Below are 21,788 nucleotides of genomic sequence, written 5' to 3'. Positions count from 1 at the left end.
GCTTACCTGATATTGTATCTGGATGGTTGTTTTTTTGAAAAGAACGGTTCCGGTGCTATTAAGAAATCTTCTGTAGATTGCATACAAATTGAATGCCATGAGCAGGCTCAAACCCAATGTACGCAACTATTTGAAGAAACTTTTGCAGTTGTTTTTACAAGGGTTGATTGTACTGGCGCCGATAGGCATCACACTGTGGGTAGTAGTAGGCCTTTTTAAGCTGGTAGACGGTTTTTTACCCAACCTGGTGAATGCCTTGTTTCCCGATCTGTTAAAAAAAGATATAGCCGGCAATGTGAACAGCCTGCCCGGCCTGGGTTTTGTGGTGGTAGTGGCCCTGGTATTATTGGTAGGATGGTTGTCATCTCTTTTCGTAGTGGGGAGATTGGTAGCGGTATTGGATACCGTATTGGAAAAAACACCGGGTATCAAATTCATTTATTCCTCTGTGAAAGATTTCCTGGAAGCTTTTGCAGGCAATAAGAAAAAATTCGACAAAGCCGTTCTGGTGAATGTAGATGCTCCCAATGTATGGCGTATCGGTTTCATGACACAGCAATCGGCTCGTGAATTCAACCTCGCCGATCATGTAACGGTGTATGTGCCGCATTCTTATGCCATATCGGGCATTACGTATATCGTTCCCCGCGATCATATCCGCCTCATCGATAAGGTGAGCGCCGCAGATGCTATGAAGTATGCGGTATCGGGCGGTGTAACAGATGTGCATGAATAATATAGTATCTTGCGGCCTCAAGCAACCGAAATGAAACTTCACAACTTCAATTCAGGACCTTCAATCCTGCCGCAACCCGTATTGGAAGCCGCTTCCAGAGCTATCCTCGATTTCAATGGCACCGGATTGTCTGTTCTGGAAATCGGCCACCGCACTGCCTGGTTCCAGGAAATACTGAATGAAGCCATCAGCTCCGTAAAAACACTGATGCAACTGGGTGATGACCATGAAGTGCTTTTCCTGCACGGAGGTGCTACCACCCAGTTCATGCAGGTGCCGATGAACCTGCTGGATGAAAATGCCATGGCCGCATACTGTGATAATGGTATCTGGGGGAACAAAGCCCACAAGGAAGCGGCTTTGTTTGGAGAAGTGCAGGTAGTGTCTGATACATCTGACCGCAAACACAGTTATATCCAGAAGGATTTTGCTATTCCTTCCGATGCCAGCTATTTGCATATCACCACCAACAATACGGTGGAAGGCACACAGTGGCACCAATTCCCGCAAACAGCAGTACCGCTGGTGGCCGATATGAGCAGCGATATTTTTTGCCGGCCGATGGACTTCAATAAATTCGCCCTCATCTATGCAGGTGCGCAAAAGAACATGGGAGCCGCCGGTGTGAATATGACCGTGATTCGCAAAGACATATTGGGTAAGGTATCCCGGAAGATACCTACCATCATGGACTACAGCAAACACATTGCAGCAGGATCGCTGATGAATACACCACCGGTTTTTGCAGTCTATGTGAGCATGCTTACGCTGCGCTGGATATTGAACGAAGGCGGATTGCCCGAAATGCAGAAAAGAAACCGCGCTAAGGCGGACTTGTTTTACAATACCCTCGACAGCCTGCAGGAAGTGTACCAGCCGGTGGTTGCCAAAGAAGACCGCAGCTGGATGAATGGTATTTTCTTTTTACAGAACCCCTCTCTCGAAGAAAGCTTCCTGAATCTTTGCAAACAGGAAGGTATGATCGGTGTTAAAGGCTACCGTACCGTGGGCGGCGTCAGGATCAGCATGTATAATGCGCTGCCGCTGGAAAGCGTACAGACATTCTGCGACCTGATGCGCCATTTTGCCTCCAAGAACGGATGATTTTGATAAACGGTTGGGACGGGAAAAAGTTTTTGCACTAATTTTGGACCGAAAAACGATTTTAGTCGAAAATGCTCACCTCACCCAAAGACGAACTGATCAGGGAAGAGATACTGAAAGTAGCGCAGAAGCTTTTCCAGCAGTATGGTCTTAAAAAGACCACGATGGAAGATATTGCCAAAACACTGGGTAAGGGGAAAAGTACATTGTATTATTATTTCTGCAGCAAGGAAGAAATATTCGATGCGGTCATCATGAAAGAAATGGATGAAGTGTTCCACCAGGTGATGCAGGCTGTGAACCATGCAGTTACTGCAGAGGAAAAGCTGAAAATGTTTGCCGTTACCAAGATCAAGGCCCTGCAAAAAAAATCAAACCTTTATAAGATCGTCAGGGGCGAATTACAGGAGAACATGCGGTGTATGAAACACATGTACTTCGCGTATGACCAGCAGGAAACCAAACTGATGAAGAGTATCCTTTCATTCGGACTGGCCAATGGCGAATTTGACAGGAGCATCAGTAAAGAGCTCGACCTGTTACCCTCGGTTATGGTGAGCTCGCTGCGCGGCATAGAACGCGACATGTTCCTCAACAATAAATACACTAAAATGGAAGTGCGGATAGGATCCATTGTTTCGATTCTGATACGCGGACTTAAAAAAGTAAAATATACACAGCCGCCAATCGTTCTATCATAGGTTGATTGGCGGATTTATTGATGATAAATACATAAAAAATGAAAGAACAGATTCAATCAGCGGATGGTAAACTGGGTATACTACTGCCCGGTTTAGGTGCTGTAGCCACCACGTTCATTGCCGGGGTAGCAGCCGTAAACAAGGGCCTGGCCCAACCCATAGGAGCGCTCACGCAGATGGGAAATATCCGTTTGGGTAAGCGCACGGAAAACAGGTATCCGCTGATCAAGGATTTTGTTCCTTTGGCCAACCTGCAGGACGTGGTTTTCGGCGGATGGGATGTGTACGGCGATAATGTGTATGAAGCGGCCATGAAAGCAAAAGTGCTGGAACCGGCCCTGTTACAAGCCATCAAGCCGGAGCTGGAAGCCATCGTGCCCATGAAGGCCGTGTTCGATAAATCTTATGTCAAAAATCTGGATGGCCATAATATCAAAGAAGCGCCTACCAAATACGACCTGGCGAAAGCAGTGGCTGCCGATATCGAACAGTTCAGTAAGGCCAATGGTTGTAACAGGGTTGTGCTGGTATGGTGCGGTTCAACCGAGAAATACATTGAACAATCGGCCGTGCATGAAAGCATTGAGGTATTCGAAGCAGGATTGAAAAATAATGATCCGGCCATATCGCCCAGCATGATCTATGCCTATGCTGCGATCAGTATGGGTATACCTTTTGCGAACGGCGCTCCCAACCTTACCTGCGATATACCTGCATTGATACAGTTGGCCAAAGAAACCGATACACCGATCGGCGGAAAAGATTTCAAGACCGGACAAACATTGATGAAAACCATACTGGCACCCGGTTTACACGCAAGGGCATTGGGTGTTCGCGGCTGGTTCTCTACCAATATATTGGGTAACAGGGACGGACTGGTGCTGGACGATCCGGATAATTTCAAAACAAAAGAAGTATCCAAGCTGAGTGTACTGGAAGATATTTTACAACCGGAGATCAATCCCGGCTTATATGGAGAACTGTATCATAAAGTGCGCATCAATTACTATCCTCCGCACGGTGATAACAAAGAGAGTTGGGACAATATAGATATTTTCGGATGGCTTGGATATGGCATGCAGATCAAGATCAACTTCCTCTGTCGCGATTCTATCCTGGCAGCTCCTATCGTGCTTGACCTGGCATTGTTCATGGACCTTGCCAAACGCGCGGGTATGACCGGTATCCAGGAATGGTTATCGTTCTATTTCAAATCGCCGCAAACGGCGCCGGGCCTGAGACCGGAACATGATATTTTCAAACAGCTGATCAAGTTGCAGAATACGTTGCGTCATCTTATGGGAGAAGACCTGATCACCCATCTGGGATTGGATTATTACCAGGACCTGGTTGAAGCATTATGATCACCATCAGTAAACTGGTTGCCAGTTGCTTTGGAATAGGATATATCCGCGGAGGAGGTACCATTGCTGCGGCGCTAACTGCCGCAGCATGGTATCTGACTCCGTTGAATACAGCGGGCTACACGACTGGTCTGATAGTTGCAGTGATCGTTGTTTTTGTGGGAACCTGGGTTGCATCGAAGACCGAAAGAGATTGGGGGAAAGACAGCAGCCGTGTAGTAATCGATGAAGTGGCGGGTATGTGTGTTACGCTGTTGTTCGTGCCTGTAAAGTTTTGGTATGTGGTAGCAGGACTGATCCTGTTCCGTTTTTTTGATATCGCAAAACCGCTGCTGATCCGTAAAACAGAATCACTGCCCGGAGGCTGGGGTGTGATGGCCGATGATGTGGTTGCAGGTATATACAGTAACCTGCTGCTCCAACTTGTGTTGTGGTTCAACTTGTTTTAAACGATGGTTACTTTTATAAAAGCACAGGCCGCTTCGCTGGCCGCTACCATAGTGGATTTCGCTGTCACCATCATTTTGGTGGAAGTATTTCACTGCTGGTACCTGGCTGCAAGTGTAATCGGTACCATCAGCGGAGGAGTTGCCAACTTCATGCTGGGAAGAAGATGGGTATTCAAGGCAACAGAGAAAGGTATTCCTATGCAGGCGATCAAATACCTGCTGGTATGGACGGGCAACCTCGTATTGGTTTCAGGTGGGGTATATGTAGTTACGAACTATGGAAGAATAAATTACGTGTTGTCGAAGATCCTGGTATCGATAGTTATAGGCGCTACCTATAATTACCTGATGCAAAAGAGATTCGTGTTTAAATAGTTATTATGGAAAGGAAAAGGACCCTGATAAAATATTTATTTTCCTTACTGTTCTTGTTGCTGGGCTTTGCTTATGCAGCTGTATCGCAAACCGTGATACAGGGGAAGGTCGTTGATGCAGTCACCAAACAGCCATTGCAGTATGTGAGCGTGGTATTCAAGGGAGGGCGCGGAACGGTTACCGATAGCCTGGGTAATTATACACTCCAATCAATAGGCAAGATATCCAATCCTACCATTCAGATTTTCTATGTAGGATATATCACCATTTCGAGACCCATTGCAATAGGTAAGGAACAAACCATCAACCTTGAAATGGAGGCGGACCCCCGTGCCGTGAACAATGTAACCGTTACTACTAATAAGCGGGCGAAATACAGGAATAAAAACAACCCGGCGGTTGAACTCATCAGGCATGTGATCGAAAACAAACCGATCAACCGCATGGAGCGGTATAATTATCTCCAATACGATCAATACGAAAAACTGGAGGTATCGCTCAGCAGCATTCCTGAAAAAATAATGAACAGCAAACTGTTGCGCAAGTACCAGTTCTTATTCGATAACAGGGATACCCTATCTGTTCGCGGCAAATCGCTGATGCCGGTTTACCTGGAAGAAACATTGTCGAAAAAATATTATCGCCGGAATCCCGAAAAAACCAAAACCATTGTCACCGGACAGAAACAGGTGAATTTTGGTGAATACATCGATAACCACGGAGTAAGTAGCTACCTGAACAGGTTGGTGATGGATGTGGATATATACGACAACAATATCCCGCTCTTTACGTACCAGTTCCTGAGTCCCATTGCCGATCTCGGCCCCACGTTTTACATGTATTACATCAGGGATACGGTAACCGATGAGAATGGCAGGAAGCTGATCAAGATGTATTTCACCCCCAGGAATACCAACGACCTGCTCTTCAGGGGCAATATGTATATCACGCTCGATGGAAACTATGCCGTACAGAAACTGAACATGTTCATCAGCAAAAATGCCAACCTGAACTGGGTGCGCGAACTGCATATTGATCTTGATTTTGAAAAAAGCGAAGATGGCCGTTACCATATCAAGAAAAGCAGTGTGATGGCCGAAGCCGGTATTACCAAATCAGGAGCCAGCGGTTTTTATGGCGGCAGGACCGTATCGTATAAGAACTATGTGGTGAACAAACCATTGTCTGATAGTGTATACAATGGACCTTCACTGGTAAAACTGGATAAAGCCGAGCTGCACACCGATAGCTTCTGGCTGGCCAACCGTCACGATTCGCTTACGCATACCGAATCGAAGATCTACAGCAATATCGACAGCCTGGAAAAAATGCCTTCGTTCCGGAGAGCCATGGCCATTGCTACTTTGCTGGTTGCAGGATATACCTCTTTTGGTCCGTTTGAAGTAGGACCTGTTAATGCGTTCTACAGTTTCAATCCCATTGAAGGATTCAGACTGAGACTGGGTGGCAGAACCACGCCCAAGATGAGTAAACGCATTTACTTTGAAACCTATGGCGCTTACGGATTCAAAGATGAGAAATGGAAATACTTCCTCAGTGGAACTTATTCCATCAACAATAAATCGATCTATGAATACCCTTTGAACTTCATCAGGGCCAGCTACCAGAAAGATACCAAGATACCCGGCCAGGAATTGCAGTTTGTATCGGAAGATAATTTCCTCTTGTCTTTCAAAAGAGGTAAGAACAATAAACTATTGTACAACGATATCTTTAAACTGGAATACGTACATGAATTGCCCAGCCATTTGTCGTACACTTTTGGGTTCAAGCATTGGCAACACCAACCCGCGGGAGCTATCAGTTATAGCAAAGTAGATAGTACCGGAACAGTGGCCGTAGATCATATCACTACTACCGAACTTTCGGGTGAATTGCGCTGGGCGCCGCATGAACAGTTTTACCAGGGTAAAGTGTATCGTATTCCCATCATCAATAAATATCCCATTTTAACACTGCGGTTTACGGCAGGTGTGAAAGGATTGTTTGGTAGTGAATACAATTACGAGAACCTGAACCTGCGGGTAGAAAAGAGGGCTTATATGGCGCAGTTAGGTTACAGCGACCTGGTGTTGGAAGGCGGTTATATTTTCGGGCAGCTTCCTTATCCGCTCATGACCATTCACCGAGCCAACCAGACATATGCTTACCAGTTGAATTCATATAACCTGATGAACTTTATGGAATTCGTAAGTGACCACTATGCAGGTGTTACGGTAGATCACCATTTCAACGGTTTGATCTTTAACCGGATTCCTTTGCTGAGAAAACTCAAATTGAGGGAACTGTTGTCGGTGAAAGTGTTGTACGGAGGTGTCCGGGATGAAAACAATCCCAACCTGAACCCTGCTTTGATCAAGTTTCCTTCCCTGGAAGGAACTACAACGAGTTTCTCACTTTCCAAAGAACCTTATATCGAAGGCAGTGTAGGAGTGGGTAATATATTCAAACTGATCAGGGTAGACCTGGTGAAACGATTCACTTACCTGAACAATCCTTATATCGCTACGATCGGTGTACGGACCAGGTTCAAGTTCGATTTTTAAAACGAGTTGGAAAGCTGTGGTTGATGATTACAGCTTTCTGGTTAATATATTTTTATTTTGTATTGAAAAGTGCATGATTCATGGAAAAGGCGCCGCTTAGAGTAAGATTGCAGAAAGCCATTTATGTTGTGATAGACCCTTTTGTGAAGCTGTTGATCAAAGCAGGGCTCACCCCCAATGCTGTTACCACTATTGGTTTCGCGTTGAATGTGGGTGTAACCATTATTTTTATCAGGGGTGGTGAGCGCGGAAACCGTGGCGATCTTTCTTATGTGGCCTGGGCCGGTGCGTTGATTTTGTTTGCAGGCCTGTTCGATATGCTCGACGGACAGGTGGCGCGTTTGGGAAATATGAGCTCTTCATTTGGTGCTTTATACGATTCGGTGCTGGACCGTTACAGTGAGTTGGTGATGTTCTTCGGCATCTGTTATTATCTCGTGGCGCATCACTATTTTCTCAGCTCCATTTTTGCTTTCATTGCCATGATCGGCTCTATGATGGTAAGTTATACGAGGGCAAGAGCGGAAGGATTGGGCATACAGTGTAAAGACGGGTTGATGCAAAGGCCCGAGCGGGTGATCCTGATCGGGATCACTGCGATTGCCTGTGGCGTCACGGCTCATTATATTGGCGGCGATCATAAATGGTATATTCCGGGTGTTTCTTTCCATGTGCTGGAAACTATGTCTATTTTTACCGTTCCCATTACAGTGATGGCGGTACTCACCAATCTCACGGCCATCAATCGTTTACGGCAGGCGGGGAAAGCACTCAACCATAGAGATGCAGGTCAAAGACTGGTAATGCTGGCAGGTCTGCTGGTATTGGGTATGGCAGCGCAGGCTCATGAAGCGCCCCGTAAAACCGTGAAGCCAATTATAAGCGCCACAGTGATCGATCCGCAAGACACTTTTCCGGTTCCCAAAGGCAATGACAAGCAGTTGTTTTACCTGCAACGAACGTCGAATACCAACACCATCATTTGTGAGCTGAACCTGAACAGCAAAGGAGAGCTGGATGAAGACAACCCCGTGCATGTATGCTGGATACGCTATCCGGAAGGAGGGATGAGAAAAGAGCTCAACTATATCCAACGCATTTTCGCTTACGGCATCAGGTCGCAGATGGAATCGGCCGGCAAATACAAGCTGCATTTTGTATCGTATAGAAAGCAGACTTTATACCTCATGAAATCGACGCACGACAATAAATTCCATGTTTACACCAATATCAACCAGAAAATGGTGGTGCTGAACAGGATCTTCATCCGCATCGACCCGGGCGGTACTTTCTGGTCGCCCAACATCATTTATATGGAGTTGAAGGGCAGGGATGAAGCAACCGGCAAAGAAGTGATGGAACGATTTAAACCCTGATATGCAAAGACCTTCTTCCCTTACTACTGTTTCTCTATTCACACGAAAAGACCTGCTGCTAACGGGTATCTTGTCTTTTGTCTATCTTTTGCTATCGTCATTTCTTATTGGATTCAAATCTGATCAACTGATACTAGTAGCATTGTTCAACACGTTTTACTACCTGTCTGCCGCCACCCGCAGATTCATCACAGGCTTTTCCATTTTCATGGTCTTCTGGATCATTTTTGATTACATGAAGGCATTTCCGAATTACCATTACAATACGGTGCATATAGAAAGCCTGTACCAGGCAGAAAAAAAACTGTTTGGCACCTGGCAAGACGGCCGGCTGCTGACACCCAATGAATATTGGTCTTTGCACCGCTATACCCTGCTGGATATAGCTTCGGGCATCTTTTATCTCTGCTGGGTGCCGGTGCCATTGGCTTTCGCGGGCTTTTTATTTTTTAAGGACCGCAGGCAGTTCCTTTATTTCTCGCTCAGCTTTCTGCTGGTGAACCTGATAGGATTTGCGTTCTATTATATTTATCCCGCAGCGCCGCCCTGGTATGTACAGCAATATGGTTTTGGCTTTATTCCGGACACACCAGGCAATACCGCCGGCCTAGGGGCGTTCGACCGTATTTTTCATGTGGGGATATTCAAAGCCCTGTATGCTAAAAGCTCTAATGTGTTCGCTGCCATGCCTTCGCTGCATGCCGCATATCCGCTGATCGTGTTGCATTACGGTGTCAAAAACAAGCTGGGAGCCGTCAACCTCCTGTTTGTGCTGGTAATGGCAGGCATCTGGTTCTCGGCAGTATATTCGAGCCATCATTATGTATTGGATGTGCTGGCCGGCATCGCCTGTTCGGTAGCCGGGATATTCCTGTTCAAATGGCTGTCGGAAAAACAATCCCTCGTCAAAAAAGGACTGGCCGCTTTTGAGAACGCTATACGTTGAGAAAGCCCATAACCTAACATTTCTTTTATAATTATTTGCAGATATTTGCCGCATGGCAATAGTAAAACCTTTTAAGGCGCTGCGTCCGCATGCGCAACTGGCCAAGCAAGTGGCCAGCCGTCCGTATGATGTATTGAACAGTACAGAAGCAAAAATTGAAGCACAAGGCAACCCCAATTCCTTCCTGCATATTACCAAAAGCGAGATCGACCTGTCCGAATCTGTGGACATTCATTCACAGCAAGTGTATGAGCAGGCGAAAGCAAACCTGGAGGCATTCATTAAAAGAGATGTGCTTTTCAGGGAAAACAGGGAATGTTATTATATCTACCGGTTGGTGATGGATGGCCGCAGCCAGACAGGACTTGTTTGCGTAAGCAGTATCAACGATTATGAGAACGACATTATCCGTAAACATGAATTCACCCGCCCGGAGAAAGAGCAGGATCGCATCAACCATATCAAAACTTCCGGTGCGCAAACAGGGAATGTTTTCCTCGCATACCGTCACAATGAAAAAGTAGATGCCCTCATTGCCGAATGGCAGGAAACCAAATCGCCGGTATATGATTTTGTTGCCGATGATGCGATACAACATACCATCTGGATCGTCAATGATACCGCTGCCTGCGAAATGATCAGCGGCCTTTTCGAATCAGAAATTCCCTATACCTATATTGCTGATGGCCATCACCGGGCCGCTTCTGCAGCTAAAGTGCGCAAAGCGATAGAAAACAAAACTGGCAACGGAGCCGATTTTTTTCTCACTACGCTTTTTCCTTCTAACCAGTTATACATCATGGATTATAACCGGGTGGTGAAAGACCTGAACGGACTGGATGCAGCGCAATTCCTAGCGGCATTGAAAGAGAAATTTACGATAGAGTTGGTGGGCGCTGCAGCATACAAGCCTTCCCATCTGCACACATTCGGGTTGTATTTAAAAGGCAGCTGGTACAAGCTCACCGCCTTACCAGGCACGTTTACAGAAGACCCGATTGGTGTATTGGATGTTACTATCCTGCAAAACAATGCACTTGATCCCATCCTGGGTATAGAGGATCCCCGTACCGATAAAAGGATTGATTTCGTAGGCGGTATACGCGGATTACAGGAACTGGAAAAAAGGGTGAACAGCGGGGAGATGGCAGCTGCTTTCAGCTTGTACCCGGTAACCATCGAACAGCTGTTCGATATTGCCGACAGCGGTAATGTAATGCCTCCCAAAAGCACCTGGTTTGAACCGAAACTAAGGGATGGATTGTTGACCCATCTTATTTATCAATAAACAGCGCGTGCCGGCATCCGGCGCCGATTCAAAATAATAATATGAAAAACACACTGATAGCTTTCGTTGCTTTATTGTTGTTTCACGGTTCTTACGGACAACAAACTACTGCCCAGCAGTTACAGGAAACAGCCATGTCCATGATGCGGCAGGGAGATTTTACGAATGCTGTAACAGTCCTTGAAAAAGCCGTGGCGAAAGATCCCCAGAACCTCGAGTTGCTGAAAAATCTCTCCTTTGCCAATTACCTTAAAAGGGATTTTGCAAAAGCGATAGAGGTAGCCAAACCACTCGTGCAGCGGCCTGATGCCGATGAGCAAACTTTCCAGATACTGGGAATGAGTTACAAAAGCATTGCTGCATATAAAGATTGCGGCAAACTGTACAAAGAAGCTATCAAAAAATTCCCCAACAGCGGCGTTATCTACAACGAGTACGGTGAGTTACTCGAAATGGATAACAGTCTTGGCGATGCCATTGTAAAATGGGAAAAAGGCATCATGTCCGATCCTAATTACAGCAGTAATTATTATAATGCAGCACGCTATTACGCTAAAAAAGCCGAGTGGATCAGGGTGATATTATATGGAGAGATCTTCCTGAACCTGGAAAGCTTTACACCCCGGACAGAAGATGTGAAAAAAGGATTATTGTTTGCATACGCGAATCTGTTCAAAGGGAATACCCTGCAGGATGCTGTTGCTGCGAAAGGTACCAGCAACTTTGAAAAAGAAGTGCTGAACACTTATGCTAAAACAATGGCGCTGGCGAAAGACGGCGTTAATATCGACAACCTGGTTACGATTAGGACTCGCTTCATCCTGGAATGGTTCCAGGGTAATAACAAACAACAGTATCCTTTCCGTTTGTTCGAGCAGGAACAATATCTTTTGCGGGAAGGAATTTTTGAAGCGTACAATCAATGGTTGTTCGGCGGAGTGATCAACGCAGATGCTTACCAGATATGGCAGAACAATCATCCCAAAGAATACAACGATTTCAAATCGTTTCAACAAGGCCGTGTGTTTAAACTGGTGGCAGGGCAATACTACATGAACCGTTAGGCTTTGTTATTTGTACTGTTTTGCCTAACTTACCCCTGGTGCATTTATAAAGGTGCCGATTGTTATGACAGTGAAAAGATTGTTTGATTGCCTGGAACACCAGTTACAACATTTTCCTAAAAAGGATATGCTGTCGGCAAAGGAGAACGGCGTATGGGTGTCTTATTCAACAGAAGAAGTGGTGGGTATTGTGAACAGGCTCAGCGCCGGCCTGTTACATTTGGGCGTGAGCGCCGGTGATATGACCGCCGAGAGCAGCGATAAGATCGCCATCATCAGTAATAACAGGCCCGAATGGCTGTTCGCCGATCTTGCAGTACAACAACTGGGCGCCATACTGGTGCCTGTATATCCTACCACCAACCCGGCTGAACTGGAATTTATACTGAACGACGCCGCGGTAAAATACATTTTTGTAGGCAATAAAGAACTGTATGAAAAAGCAAAATCGGTGGCGGGCCGTGTGCTTTCTATAAAAACCATTTACAGCTTTGACAAGATAGAAGGAGCTGAACATTGGAGTGCGGTAACAGAGCTCGCAAATGACGATCTGCTACAGGAAGTAGCGCGTATCAAAAAGAACATCCCGGTATCGCAACTGGCTACCATCATTTATACATCGGGAACAACGGGTACACCCAAAGGCGTGATGTTGAGTCACCGTAATATCTATTCGAACCTGTATTATTCGAAAATAAGTTTCCCTTTTGAAGATGCACCTCAATATAAAGTGCTGAGCTTTCTGCCGCTCAACCATATTTTCGAAAAGATGGTCACCTACATCTATCTCTACAGCGGCATTGGTATTTATTATGCAGAGAGCATGGATACTATTGGAGACAATCTCCGCGAAGTAAAGCCTAATGGGTTTACCACAGTACCGCGCTTGCTGGAGAAAGTGTTTGAGCGCATTATGAACAAAGGCAATGAGCTTACAGGCATCAAGCGTAAACTTTTTTTCTGGTCTGTTAGCCTGGCATCTCAATACGATAACAACAACAGCAGTGGGCCCTGGTATCGTTTGCAGTTGGCGCTTGCCAATAAGCTGGTCTTCAGCAAATGGCGCGAAGCGCTGGGGGGTAATGTTGCCTTCATTGTAACCGGAGGAGCGGCCTGCCAGGTAAAGCTATTGCGTATTTTCAATGCTGCCCGCATACCTGTCTATGAAGGGTATGGACCAACCGAGAACAGTCCGGTTATCGCGGTAAACCGGAAAGCAAAAGGCGGTAACCGCTTAGGAACAGTGGGGCCGGTGATAGAAGGAGTAACCCTTAAACTGGAAGAAGACGGTGAGATATGCGTAAGCGGCCCCAGTGTAATGGAAGGGTATTATAAACGACCTGATCTCACGGCCGAAACGGTGATAGACGGATGGTTGCATACCGGCGATATAGGTGTATTGGAAGAAGGGGGTTTCCTGCGAATCACCGATAGGAAAAAAGAATTGTTCAAAACCAGCGGGGGAAAATATGTTGCCCCACAACCCATTGAAAATAAACTCAAAGAAAGCCGTTTCATAGAACAGGTAATGGTGGTAGGCCCTGAACGTAAGTTCGTAGGCGCTTTGGTTGTGCCAGCTTTTGCAGCCCTGAAAGATTGGATGAAAGCAAATAACATTACTTTTACTACCAATGAGGCAGCGATATGTGAACCCCGTGTATTGGAAATGTATCAGAAACTGGTAGATCAGTACAATACGGGTTTCAACCACGTTGAACAAATCAAAAAATTTGAATTGCTGCCACATGAATGGACCATCGAAACAGGTGAAATGACCCCCAAGCTGAGCCTGAAAAGAAAAGTAGTGATGGAAAAATTCAGAGAAGCGATCGAGCAGATTTATCGTTGACCCCAGTTCCTATTTAAATAGAATATCTTCGTAAACTGCTATTAATCAGTTTAATAGCAAGCTGCACAACGTGCTTTTGTTGTGTAATAAATCTTCTTGGCGATTTTGCAAATCTTGGCGAAATTGTGCGAAGACCAATGCTGCTGTATGACTAGAAATGCTGAAGCTGCTTCAGATGGTGCCGGTGAACTACGGTTCAGGATGCTGGTAGAGAATAGCATGGACATTATTATCCATGCCAATATACACAGGGAGATCACGTATATCAGTCCAGCTGTAAAAAAGATCATGGGCTATGAAGTAGAAGAAGTAGTAGGAAAGCGATTACGTGACATGATCTATGAAGCAGACCTCAACCGGTTATTGAGTGAATTTGAAGAGGTCATCCAATCACCGGGCAAGAGCTTCAAAAAAGAATATCGAGTCAAAAAAAAAGAGGGCGGTTTTGTTTGGGTGGAAGCTACGGTGGTTAACCTGTTGCACATGAAAGGTGTGGAGGGTGTGATCATCAACCAGCGTGATATCACTGAAAAAAAAGAGAAAGAAGAAGAACTTTATAAAAGTAATGAGCGTTTTTTATACGTAGCCAGGGCAACCAACGACGCCATCTGGGACTGGGACCTTGAGTCGGATATTGTTACAAGAACAGGGCATGGATTGAAAACCAATTTCGGATATGATCCGGCAGAAGCTTCAAAAGACAAGGATTTCTGGATTAAGAAAGTGCATCCCGACGATCTCGAATCCATGCTGGATAAAAGGACGCGGGCACTCAACGATTCGCAGGATGCTTATTGGGATGATGAGTACAGGATCATCAAGGCGGACGGAAGCTTTGCTTATATTTACGACAAGGGATATATCATACGCAATCAGGAAGGGAAAGCTATTCGCATGATCGGCGCCACGCAGGATATTACGAGAAGAAGGGCTGCAGAAGCGTTGCTTGGGGAATTGAACACACGCCTGAAAAAAAGGGCTGCGGAACTGACTACTTCAAATATTGAACTCGAGCGGTTTGCGTATGTAGCTTCTCACGATTTGCAGGAACCTTTGCGCATGGTGAGCAGTTTTTTACAATTGTTCAGGAAAAAATATGAAGGGCAAATCGACGAAACGGCAGATAAGTACATCCATTATGCGCTGGATGGCGCTGAAAGGATGAAGAAATTGATCCTGGACCTGCTCACTTATTCCCGCGTAGGATCGGATAAAAGCGGGTACGAGGAAGTAAATATGAATGAGTTGTTGAAAGATATTTGCAACTTGTTCGAAAAAGAGATCAGGGAAACAAATGCACAAGTAGAAATAGACAATCTGCCCAGGATCAATGCGAATAAAACGCAGATGTTTCAATTGTTTCAGAATCTGTTAGGAAATGCATTGAAATACCATAGCAAGGAAATGCCTTCGATAAAAATAACATGCAAAGAAATGGAGAGCCAGTACCTGTTCAGCGTGGAAGACAATGGTATTGGTATTGATGCAGCGCACTATGAGAAGATTTTCCAGCTGTTCCAACGCCTCCACAGCAAAGGCAATTACAGCGGAACCGGTATAGGGTTGGCTATTTGTAAAAAGATCGTAGAAAGGCATGGCGGCAGTATATGGGTGGAATCTGGCAAAGAGAATGGAAGTTGTTTTTACCTGACAATCGGTAAATAATCTTCATCATTTCAATGAAATGAAAGGAAAAACATGGAATAGCAGAATAGTTTATGTTTTTTTGTAACTTATTTCATCCCTGTTTGTATGAGGAAAACCAAGGCCGTTCAAAATAACAGATGAGTATGTCCGATCATTACCTGCCAATGAACATACTTATTGTAGAGGATAATCCGGGAGACCTTTTCTTATTGGAAGAGTTGCTCGGTGCCACTTCGTTGCCTGTGGCCAGGCTCTTCAGGGTAACGAATGCGACACAAGCTATTACCGTACTCCAACTGCAAAAGATCAACCTGGTGTTGCTCGACCTTACCTTGCCCGACAGCGATGGGCTGGAATCTTATAAGATCATCAACCAATATGCCGTTTCTATTCCCATCATCGTATTAACAGGTATGATAGATATGCACGTAGCGTTGGAAACCATGGCTAACGGCGCGCAGGATTACCTGGTAAAAGGAGAGTTTGATGAGAAGCTGCTTTCCAAATCCATTCAATACAGCATAGAACGTAAGCGGAACCTGGAAAACCTGCGCGAAAGTAATGAGCGTTATGAATTTGTTACCAAGGCCACCAATGATATGGTGTGGGACTGGAACCTCGATACGAACGAGATTTATTGGGCCGGTGAAAACATCTACAAACTTTATGGATACCAGGTCACCGATTTTAAAACTTCGGCAGATTTCTGGGAGAAATGTATACACCCGGACGACAGGCAGCGGGTCATAGATGGTTTGTTCAAATCCATCAGCGGCAATACGCATTCCATCTGGCAGGATGAATTCCGTTTCAGGAAGGCCGATGGAACTTATGCGCACGTGGTTGACAAAGGATACCTGCTGTATCATGGTCAAACACCCCGCCGGATGATAGGCGCCATGCAGGACATCACAGACCGTAAACTGGCCGAACTCAAAGTCATCAACAGCGAGAGAAGATTCCGGTCGCTGGTGCAGAATGGATCAGATATGATCAAAATACTGGATGCAGATGGCCATTTCACTTTTTCAAGTCCAACGGTAGAAAAAGTGCTGGGTTATACGCCATCAACCCTCGTAGGCAGGAATTTATTCGATTTCATCCATCCGGATGATATGACATTTATACGTAAACGACTCAAACAGATCAGTCAACAACCATCACTTGAAATATCTTCCTTCCGGTTTAAGAATGCCGATGGGGAATGGCGCTGGCTCGAAACCAAACTCACTAATCTCATTGGAGATCCTTCTATCAGGGGCATTGTGTCGAACTCGCGGGATGTGACGGAAAAGAAGCGGATGGAAAAGAAGCTGCAGGAAGAAAGGCAGATGAAGCAGAAAGAGATCACGGAGGCCGTTATACGTGAACAGGAAAAAGAAAGATATGAGATCAGCAAAGAACTGCACGACAATGTGAACCAGCAGCTCACAGTTGCCATGATGTACCTGGCAACGGCGTTGAAGGGAAGCGATAATCACCAGGAATTATTGAAACAATCTTCTGGTTTTATTTTCAACGCCATTGAAGAAATCCGGAAACTATCCAAGGCGCTCGTAACGCCGCTGATCAAAGATTTTGGTCTGGCCAAAGCCATCGACGGACTGGTGGAAGATATACTGGTGGCGAACCAGATGAACATTGAATTTTTCTACGAATCTTTTTATGAAGAAGACATCAACTACGAGTTCAAGCTCAATATTTTCAGGATCGTGCAGGAGCAGATCAACAACATTATCAAGCATGCCAATGCGAACTGTGTTACCATTGAATTGTACAGGGATGATTTCATTCGCCTTTCCATTGCCGATAACGGGAAGGGCTTCGACACCGCTGTAAAGAGAAAGGGCATCGGCCTCAACAATATTTTCAGCCGCGTGGAACTATACAACGGCAGTATTGAATTGAAAAGCGCTCCCAACAAAGGATGCCAACTGCATATTGTTTTCCCTGCCGGAAAAGAAATACTAATCGAACCGCCTACTCAAACCGTTTGATCGGTTTTATTACGCCTGGCATCCAGGAATTTTTGCCGGATAATATCCTGCACCGGTTTCTGGTCGATCTTGCTTTCGAGCCAGGAAATGATATCGAGGTACATGAAGGCGCGACTTTCCAAACGATTTTTTTCGAGCGGTTTCAATGTTTGTAACAGCGTTTCGAATTGCGGTTTCAGCTGACGGGGCGTTAACCGGAAAGAGTTTCTCAAAAAAGCAAAAATCTTTTCTTCAACAGTGCTCAGGTTCTCCATCTTGGCCATGAAGCGGTAAACCGATTTCAACAGGTATTCCAGCAATTCAAAATTGCCCAACTCATAATGTGCAATCAGGTGAAGCAGGCGTGCATAACATTGCAGATCGGTGCGTAGGTCTACTTTAAGGTTGATGATCTTATTGAGGTAATCGATGCTTTTATCATGATCGCCGCTACCGAAATAGAGTGATGCTATTTTATAATAGAATACCAATATCCGGTGCCTGTCGAGATACAATTCGTATTCTTTGATCTTCTCTTCAATATAAGGAACCAGGTAGAGCCCTTCTGTAAAAGTCCCTTCCATGAAATGTTTGTTCAACTTGGCGGTTACCAGGTAAATGAAAGTTTGAATGAGGTTGTTCTGGTTGCCTTGAATCACAGGTGTTTCGGTGAATTTTTCAAACACCTCGATCGACTCGTTGAATTTCTGGTAATTCCTGAGATCGAAATGCGCACTCATGAGGTTGTGCATGCCCTTGATATAATGAGCAGTCTCTATTTCGATCATTTTGGGATCACTATCGAAAATGTCTACCCATTTCTGGCAATAACGGTAATACATCAGAAAATCCTGGGTAATGAAGGCATACCAACAGTAACACTGATAAAGATAGAGTCGTTCATAAAAGCCTTTGCAGGTCTGGCTATGCTGCAGTACATCCTGCTTGAAAAAAAGATCCAGCGCTGCCGTATCTTTTTCATTGCGGGCGTGACCATTACGGATATACCAACTGTATAATAGCAGGGAAAGATTTGACAGTTTACCGATAACAGAAAGCCGCGCATTCACTTCTTCCACTTCGGCGCTGAGCCGCTCCGCCCGGTCCTGCATACTCCGGGTAATATGCAGCGATTCGATCTTTTTCTCTAAGAATAATACCTGCCCGATATAAGTGACCTGGTTATTGGTACGGGCCAGGTCTTTAATGCGGTCGAGTATCCGCAAACTTTGGTGATACAACCCCTTGTTGTATAATAAACGGGCAAAATCGAGCTGCTCATGCAGCTGCAGGTCGATATTCTCTTCCTGTTTCAACAGGCGCAGGCTGGCCAGGAGCTCGTGGTACAGGTGGGCTTTGAGATTGGAAAGCTGCTGTTTTTGAAGGGAAGGGTTCTTTTTCAGGAGGGCTTCCTCATCATATTGTTTCATCTTATCCAGGGCATCGAAAAGCTGCACAATCTTCAAATCACCACCTCCTCCGGCCGAAATCCGGTTCATATAGAGCTTGAAGTTGCGTTTTTCAGACCTTTCGAGCGATTGAACCAGCTGGAAAAGTGCATCGGTAGAACGGTTGGGCATCGTAATTCATTTATACTAAAATCCAATACCAATAAGGGTTACAAGGCCCCGGGCACTGTTTACAGGATGTAAAATAACGCCAATTTTGAACTTATCGGCCAGTGATATCCCTCTAAATTCGAATAAAATAGAAAGATTCATGGCTGAAAAGGTGTACATTTTCGATACTACGCTCCGCGACGGAGAACAGGTGCCCGGCTGCAAACTCAATACCAAAGAGAAGCTGGAACTGGCACTGAAGCTGGAGTCGTTGGGTGTAGACATCCTTGAAGCTGGCTTTCCCATCTCCAGTCCGGGAGATTTTGAATCTGTAGAACAAATAGCCAAAGCGATTACAAATGCAACGGTATGCGGACTGAGCCGCGCCGTGCAAAAAGATATTGAAGTGGCCGCTCAGGCGCTTAAATATGCGAAAAGACCAAGAATACATACCGGTATTGGTACTTCCGATTTTCATATCAAATCTAAATTCAATGCCACCCGGGAAGAAATCCTGGAAAGAGCGGTACAGGCCGTGAAATGGGCCAGGAATTTTACCGATGATGTGGAGTTTTATGCCGAAGATGCCGGACGTACCAATAATGAATACTTGGCACGTGTAATCGAAGCCGTGATCGCAGCCGGCGCCACCGTGGTGAATATTCCTGATACCACCGGGTATTGCCTGCCGCATCAATATGGCGAGAAGATCGCTTTTCTGAAAAATAACGTTTCCAATATCGATAAGGCCATTATTTCCTGTCATTGTCATAATGACCTGGGACTGGCCACCGCCAATTCCATTTCAGGTGTGATTAATGGCGCCCGCCAGATAGAATGTACCGTGAACGGATTGGGTGAGCGCGCCGGAAATACTTCACTTGAAGAAGTAGTGATGGTGATCAAACAACACAAAGACCTGGGTTATTATACCAATATCCAGTCACAATTGCTGAACCCCATGAGTCGCGATGTATCGGATACCATGCGTATGCCGGTTCAGCCCAATAAAGCCATTGTAGGTGCCAATGCATTCTCCCATTCTTCCGGCATTCACCAGGATGGCTTCCTGAAAGATGCACAGACCTACGAAATCATCAACCCCGAAGAAGTGGGCGCCGATGGCAGCAAGATTGTGCTGACCGCCCGCAGTGGACGCAGTGCCCTGGCACATCGCCTCCAAAAATTGGGATACCAATTTAACCGGAATGATATAGATATACTATACCAGTCATTTCTACAGGTAGCAGACAGGAAAAAAGAAGTGGAGGAAGCAGACCTGCATCAACTGGCCAGCACATATAAAGCTGTGCCGGCAACAACTTAGGATTTTCTCATATGTATAGTTTTAGTTAGTTCGCGTGGCATGTTCTCATGCCACGCCTTTATTCAAGATCAATCTCATGTCAAAAACATTATTCGATAAGATTTGGGAAAAGCACATTGTTAAGGAAGTGGAAGGCGGTCCCTCCGTGCTGTATATCGACAAACATTTCATCCATGAAGTGACCAGTCCGCAAGCTTTCAAAGGCCTCGAAAAAAGGGGTATCTCACTTTTTCGCCCGCAGCAGATAGTGGCCACTGCCGATCATAACGTGCCTACGATCAACCAACATTTGCCTATTAAAGATGAACTGTCGAGGTTACAGGTACAACAACTGAAAGAGAATTGTGCGCATCATGGTGTGGAGTTGTATGGACTCGGACATCCTTACCAGGGCATTGTACATGTAATAGGACCTGAACTAGGTATTACGCAACCGGGCATGACCATTGTATGTGGCGATAGTCACACTTCTACACATGGTGCATTTGGTGCTATTGCTTTTGGAATAGGAACCAGTGAAGTGGAAATGGTATTCGCATCGCAATGCCTGATGCAGAGCAAGCCCAAGCTGATGCGCATCAACATTGAAGGTGAACTGAACAAAGGCGTTGTTTCAAAAGACATCATCCTGCACATCATTGCACTGATCTCTGCGAGCGGTGGTACCGGCTATTTTGTTGAATATGCAGGTTCTGCTATTCGTTCACTTTCCATGGAAGCCCGCATGACTATTTGCAATATGAGTATTGAAATGGGCGCCCGTGGTGGTATGATCGCTCCCGATGAAGTAACCTTCGCTTATATAAAAGGCCGCGAATTCGCACCCCAGGGAGAAGCCTGGGAAAAGAAACTGGCCGAATGGAAAACATTGTACAGCGATGCAGATGCTGCGTTCGATGAAGAACTTCATATCAATGCAGCAGATATAGAACCCATGATCACTTATGGTACCAATCCCGGACAAGGCATTGCCGTGAATGGTAAAATACCTTCAGGCAGCGATAATGCAAAAGCTTTGCAATATATGGGACTGGAAGCCGGCAAGCCCTTGCTGGGTATGCCCGTGCAGCATGTATTCATTGGAAGTTGCACCAATTCAAGGATAGAAGACCTGCGCATGGTGGCTTCATTGATCAAGGGAAAAAGGAAGAGCGATAAAGTGCAGGTGATGATCGTTCCCGGATCACAGCAGGTATCTAAACAGGTAAAGGCGGAAGGTCTTGATAAAATATTTGAAGAAGCCGGTTTTGAGATCAGGCAGGCAGGATGCAGTGCCTGTTTGGGAATGAATGAAGACAAGATACCTGCGGGTGAATATTGCATCAGCACCAGTAACCGGAATTTCGAAGGCAGACAAGGCGCCGGTGCGCGTACGTTGCTGGCGAGTCCGCTTACAGCGGCAGCTGCTGCCATCACCGGTGTTGTAACAGATGTTAGGGAGTTAATCTAATCAAATAGAA

The 21,788-nt window shown here is 45.6% G+C and carries 17 protein-coding genes; 16 read left to right on the top strand and 1 reads right to left on the bottom strand.

Annotation, left to right across the window (positions count from 1 at the left end; translation table 11 throughout):
* The first annotated feature begins 97 nt into the window (after nt 1-97).
* From SEDOR53_RS0103125 to SEDOR53_RS0103060, 14 genes are all read left to right on the top strand, one after another.
* Nucleotides 98-736, top strand: coding sequence for a DUF502 domain-containing protein (locus tag SEDOR53_RS0103125; RefSeq protein WP_026768402.1), 639 nt, complete (start codon nt 98-100; stop codon nt 734-736).
* 30 nt (nt 737-766) lie between these two features.
* Nucleotides 767-1,840: a 3-phosphoserine/phosphohydroxythreonine transaminase gene (gene serC / locus SEDOR53_RS0103120; protein ID WP_026768401.1), complete on the top strand. Its 1,074-nt coding sequence runs from the start codon at nt 767-769 to the stop codon at nt 1,838-1,840.
* 71 nt (nt 1,841-1,911) lie between these two features.
* On the top strand, nt 1,912-2,541 hold the full coding sequence (locus SEDOR53_RS0103115; protein WP_026768400.1) for a TetR/AcrR family transcriptional regulator: 630 nt from the start codon (nt 1,912-1,914) through the stop codon (nt 2,539-2,541).
* Between the two features lie 38 nt (nt 2,542-2,579).
* The gene (locus SEDOR53_RS0103110) at nt 2,580-3,905 is read left to right on the top strand and encodes an inositol-3-phosphate synthase (RefSeq protein WP_026768399.1); all 1,326 of its coding nucleotides are present in this window, start codon (nt 2,580-2,582) and stop codon (nt 3,903-3,905) included.
* On the top strand, nt 3,902-4,354 hold the full coding sequence (locus SEDOR53_RS0103105) for a phosphatidylglycerophosphatase A (RefSeq protein WP_026768398.1): 453 nt from the start codon (nt 3,902-3,904) through the stop codon (nt 4,352-4,354). The genes SEDOR53_RS0103110 and SEDOR53_RS0103105 overlap by 4 nt, the downstream gene beginning before the upstream one ends.
* Before the next feature lie 3 nt (nt 4,355-4,357).
* Nucleotides 4,358-4,729 carry a GtrA family protein gene (locus tag SEDOR53_RS0103100; RefSeq protein ID WP_026768397.1) on the top strand — a complete coding sequence of 124 codons (372 nt, stop codon included), beginning with the start codon at nt 4,358-4,360 and terminating at the stop codon, nt 4,727-4,729.
* Nucleotides 4,730-4,734: 5 nt separating this feature from the next.
* A complete protein-coding gene (locus SEDOR53_RS0103095) occupies nt 4,735-7,296 on the top strand; it encodes a DUF5686 and carboxypeptidase-like regulatory domain-containing protein (RefSeq protein WP_026768396.1) in 2,562 nt (853 codons plus the stop codon).
* Between the two features lie 80 nt (nt 7,297-7,376).
* Entirely contained in the window at nt 7,377-8,672 is a 1,296-nt protein-coding gene (locus SEDOR53_RS0103090) for a DUF4833 domain-containing protein (protein ID WP_026768395.1), read from the top strand.
* A 1-nt stretch (nt 8,673) separates the two neighbouring features.
* The gene (locus SEDOR53_RS0103085; RefSeq protein ID WP_026768394.1) at nt 8,674-9,618 is read left to right on the top strand and encodes a phosphatase PAP2 family protein; all 945 of its coding nucleotides are present in this window, start codon (nt 8,674-8,676) and stop codon (nt 9,616-9,618) included.
* Between the two features lie 52 nt (nt 9,619-9,670).
* Nucleotides 9,671-10,906, top strand: a complete 1,236-nt coding sequence (locus SEDOR53_RS0103080; protein WP_026768393.1) for a DUF1015 domain-containing protein — start codon at nt 9,671-9,673, stop codon at nt 10,904-10,906.
* Between the two features lie 41 nt (nt 10,907-10,947).
* Nucleotides 10,948-11,970, top strand: coding sequence for a lipopolysaccharide assembly protein LapB (locus tag SEDOR53_RS0103075; RefSeq protein WP_026768392.1), 1,023 nt, complete (start codon nt 10,948-10,950; stop codon nt 11,968-11,970).
* Nucleotides 11,971-12,034: 64 nt separating this feature from the next.
* Nucleotides 12,035-13,819 carry a long-chain fatty acid--CoA ligase gene (locus SEDOR53_RS0103070; protein ID WP_026768391.1) on the top strand — a complete coding sequence of 595 codons (1,785 nt, stop codon included), beginning with the start codon at nt 12,035-12,037 and terminating at the stop codon, nt 13,817-13,819.
* A gap of 147 nt (nt 13,820-13,966) precedes the next feature.
* Complete coding sequence (locus SEDOR53_RS18485; protein ID WP_026768390.1) at nt 13,967-15,484, top strand: PAS domain-containing protein; 1,518 nt, start codon at nt 13,967-13,969, stop codon at nt 15,482-15,484.
* 125 nt (nt 15,485-15,609) lie between these two features.
* A complete protein-coding gene (locus SEDOR53_RS0103060; protein ID WP_026772603.1) occupies nt 15,610-17,463 on the top strand; it encodes a PAS domain S-box protein in 1,854 nt (617 codons plus the stop codon).
* On the opposite strand, the gene SEDOR53_RS0103055 is transcribed toward SEDOR53_RS0103060, so the two are convergent.
* Nucleotides 17,451-19,022 (bottom strand): hypothetical protein, encoded by a 1,572-nt coding sequence (locus SEDOR53_RS0103055; RefSeq protein ID WP_026768388.1) that lies wholly within the window; start codon nt 19,020-19,022, stop codon nt 17,451-17,453. The two genes, SEDOR53_RS0103060 and SEDOR53_RS0103055, sit on opposite strands and share 13 nt — an antisense overlap.
* Nucleotides 19,023-19,161: 139 nt before the next feature.
* On the opposite strand from SEDOR53_RS0103055, the gene SEDOR53_RS16995 reads away from it, so the two are divergent.
* Both SEDOR53_RS16995 and leuC read left to right on the top strand, forming a co-directional pair.
* The gene (locus SEDOR53_RS16995; RefSeq protein ID WP_084220299.1) at nt 19,162-20,328 is read left to right on the top strand and encodes a 2-isopropylmalate synthase; all 1,167 of its coding nucleotides are present in this window, start codon (nt 19,162-19,164) and stop codon (nt 20,326-20,328) included.
* Between the two features lie 76 nt (nt 20,329-20,404).
* Nucleotides 20,405-21,778: a 3-isopropylmalate dehydratase large subunit gene (gene leuC, locus SEDOR53_RS0103040; RefSeq protein ID WP_026768387.1), complete on the top strand. Its 1,374-nt coding sequence runs from the start codon at nt 20,405-20,407 to the stop codon at nt 21,776-21,778.
* Nucleotides 21,779-21,788 lie beyond the last annotated feature (10 nt).

Origin of the sequence: Asinibacterium sp. OR53, from assembly GCF_000515315.1 — a bacterium.
Lineage (GTDB): Bacteria > Bacteroidota > Bacteroidia > Chitinophagales > Chitinophagaceae > Sediminibacterium.
This window is presented reverse-complemented; position numbering and strand designations above follow the sequence as displayed.

Bases quoted from the DNA above. Each gene is read 5' to 3' on its own strand.
- SEDOR53_RS0103055 (WP_026768388.1), bottom strand. From the start codon at position 19,022: ATGCCCAACCGTTCTACCGATGCACTTTTCCAGCTGGTTCAATCGCTC.
- SEDOR53_RS0103090 (WP_026768395.1), top strand. From the start codon at position 7,377: ATGGAAAAGGCGCCGCTTAGAGTAAGATTGCAGAAAGCCATTTATGTT.
- serC (WP_026768401.1), top strand. From the start codon at position 767: ATGAAACTTCACAACTTCAATTCAGGACCTTCAATCCTGCCGCAACCC.
- SEDOR53_RS0103115 (WP_026768400.1), top strand. From the start codon at position 1,912: ATGCTCACCTCACCCAAAGACGAACTGATCAGGGAAGAGATACTGAAA.
- SEDOR53_RS0103075 (WP_026768392.1), top strand. From the start codon at position 10,948: ATGAAAAACACACTGATAGCTTTCGTTGCTTTATTGTTGTTTCACGGT.
- SEDOR53_RS0103095 (WP_026768396.1), top strand. From the start codon at position 4,735: ATGGAAAGGAAAAGGACCCTGATAAAATATTTATTTTCCTTACTGTTC.
- SEDOR53_RS0103070 (WP_026768391.1), top strand. From the start codon at position 12,035: ATGACAGTGAAAAGATTGTTTGATTGCCTGGAACACCAGTTACAACAT.
- leuC (WP_026768387.1), top strand. From the start codon at position 20,405: ATGTCAAAAACATTATTCGATAAGATTTGGGAAAAGCACATTGTTAAG.
- SEDOR53_RS0103110 (WP_026768399.1), top strand. From the start codon at position 2,580: ATGAAAGAACAGATTCAATCAGCGGATGGTAAACTGGGTATACTACTG.
- SEDOR53_RS0103105 (WP_026768398.1), top strand. From the start codon at position 3,902: ATGATCACCATCAGTAAACTGGTTGCCAGTTGCTTTGGAATAGGATAT.
- SEDOR53_RS0103100 (WP_026768397.1), top strand. From the start codon at position 4,358: ATGGTTACTTTTATAAAAGCACAGGCCGCTTCGCTGGCCGCTACCATA.
- SEDOR53_RS0103080 (WP_026768393.1), top strand. From the start codon at position 9,671: ATGGCAATAGTAAAACCTTTTAAGGCGCTGCGTCCGCATGCGCAACTG.
- SEDOR53_RS18485 (WP_026768390.1), top strand. From the start codon at position 13,967: ATGACTAGAAATGCTGAAGCTGCTTCAGATGGTGCCGGTGAACTACGG.
- SEDOR53_RS0103085 (WP_026768394.1), top strand. From the start codon at position 8,674: ATGCAAAGACCTTCTTCCCTTACTACTGTTTCTCTATTCACACGAAAA.
- SEDOR53_RS0103125 (WP_026768402.1), top strand. From the start codon at position 98: ATGAGCAGGCTCAAACCCAATGTACGCAACTATTTGAAGAAACTTTTG.
- SEDOR53_RS0103060 (WP_026772603.1), top strand. From the start codon at position 15,610: ATGTCCGATCATTACCTGCCAATGAACATACTTATTGTAGAGGATAAT.
- SEDOR53_RS16995 (WP_084220299.1), top strand. From the start codon at position 19,162: ATGGCTGAAAAGGTGTACATTTTCGATACTACGCTCCGCGACGGAGAA.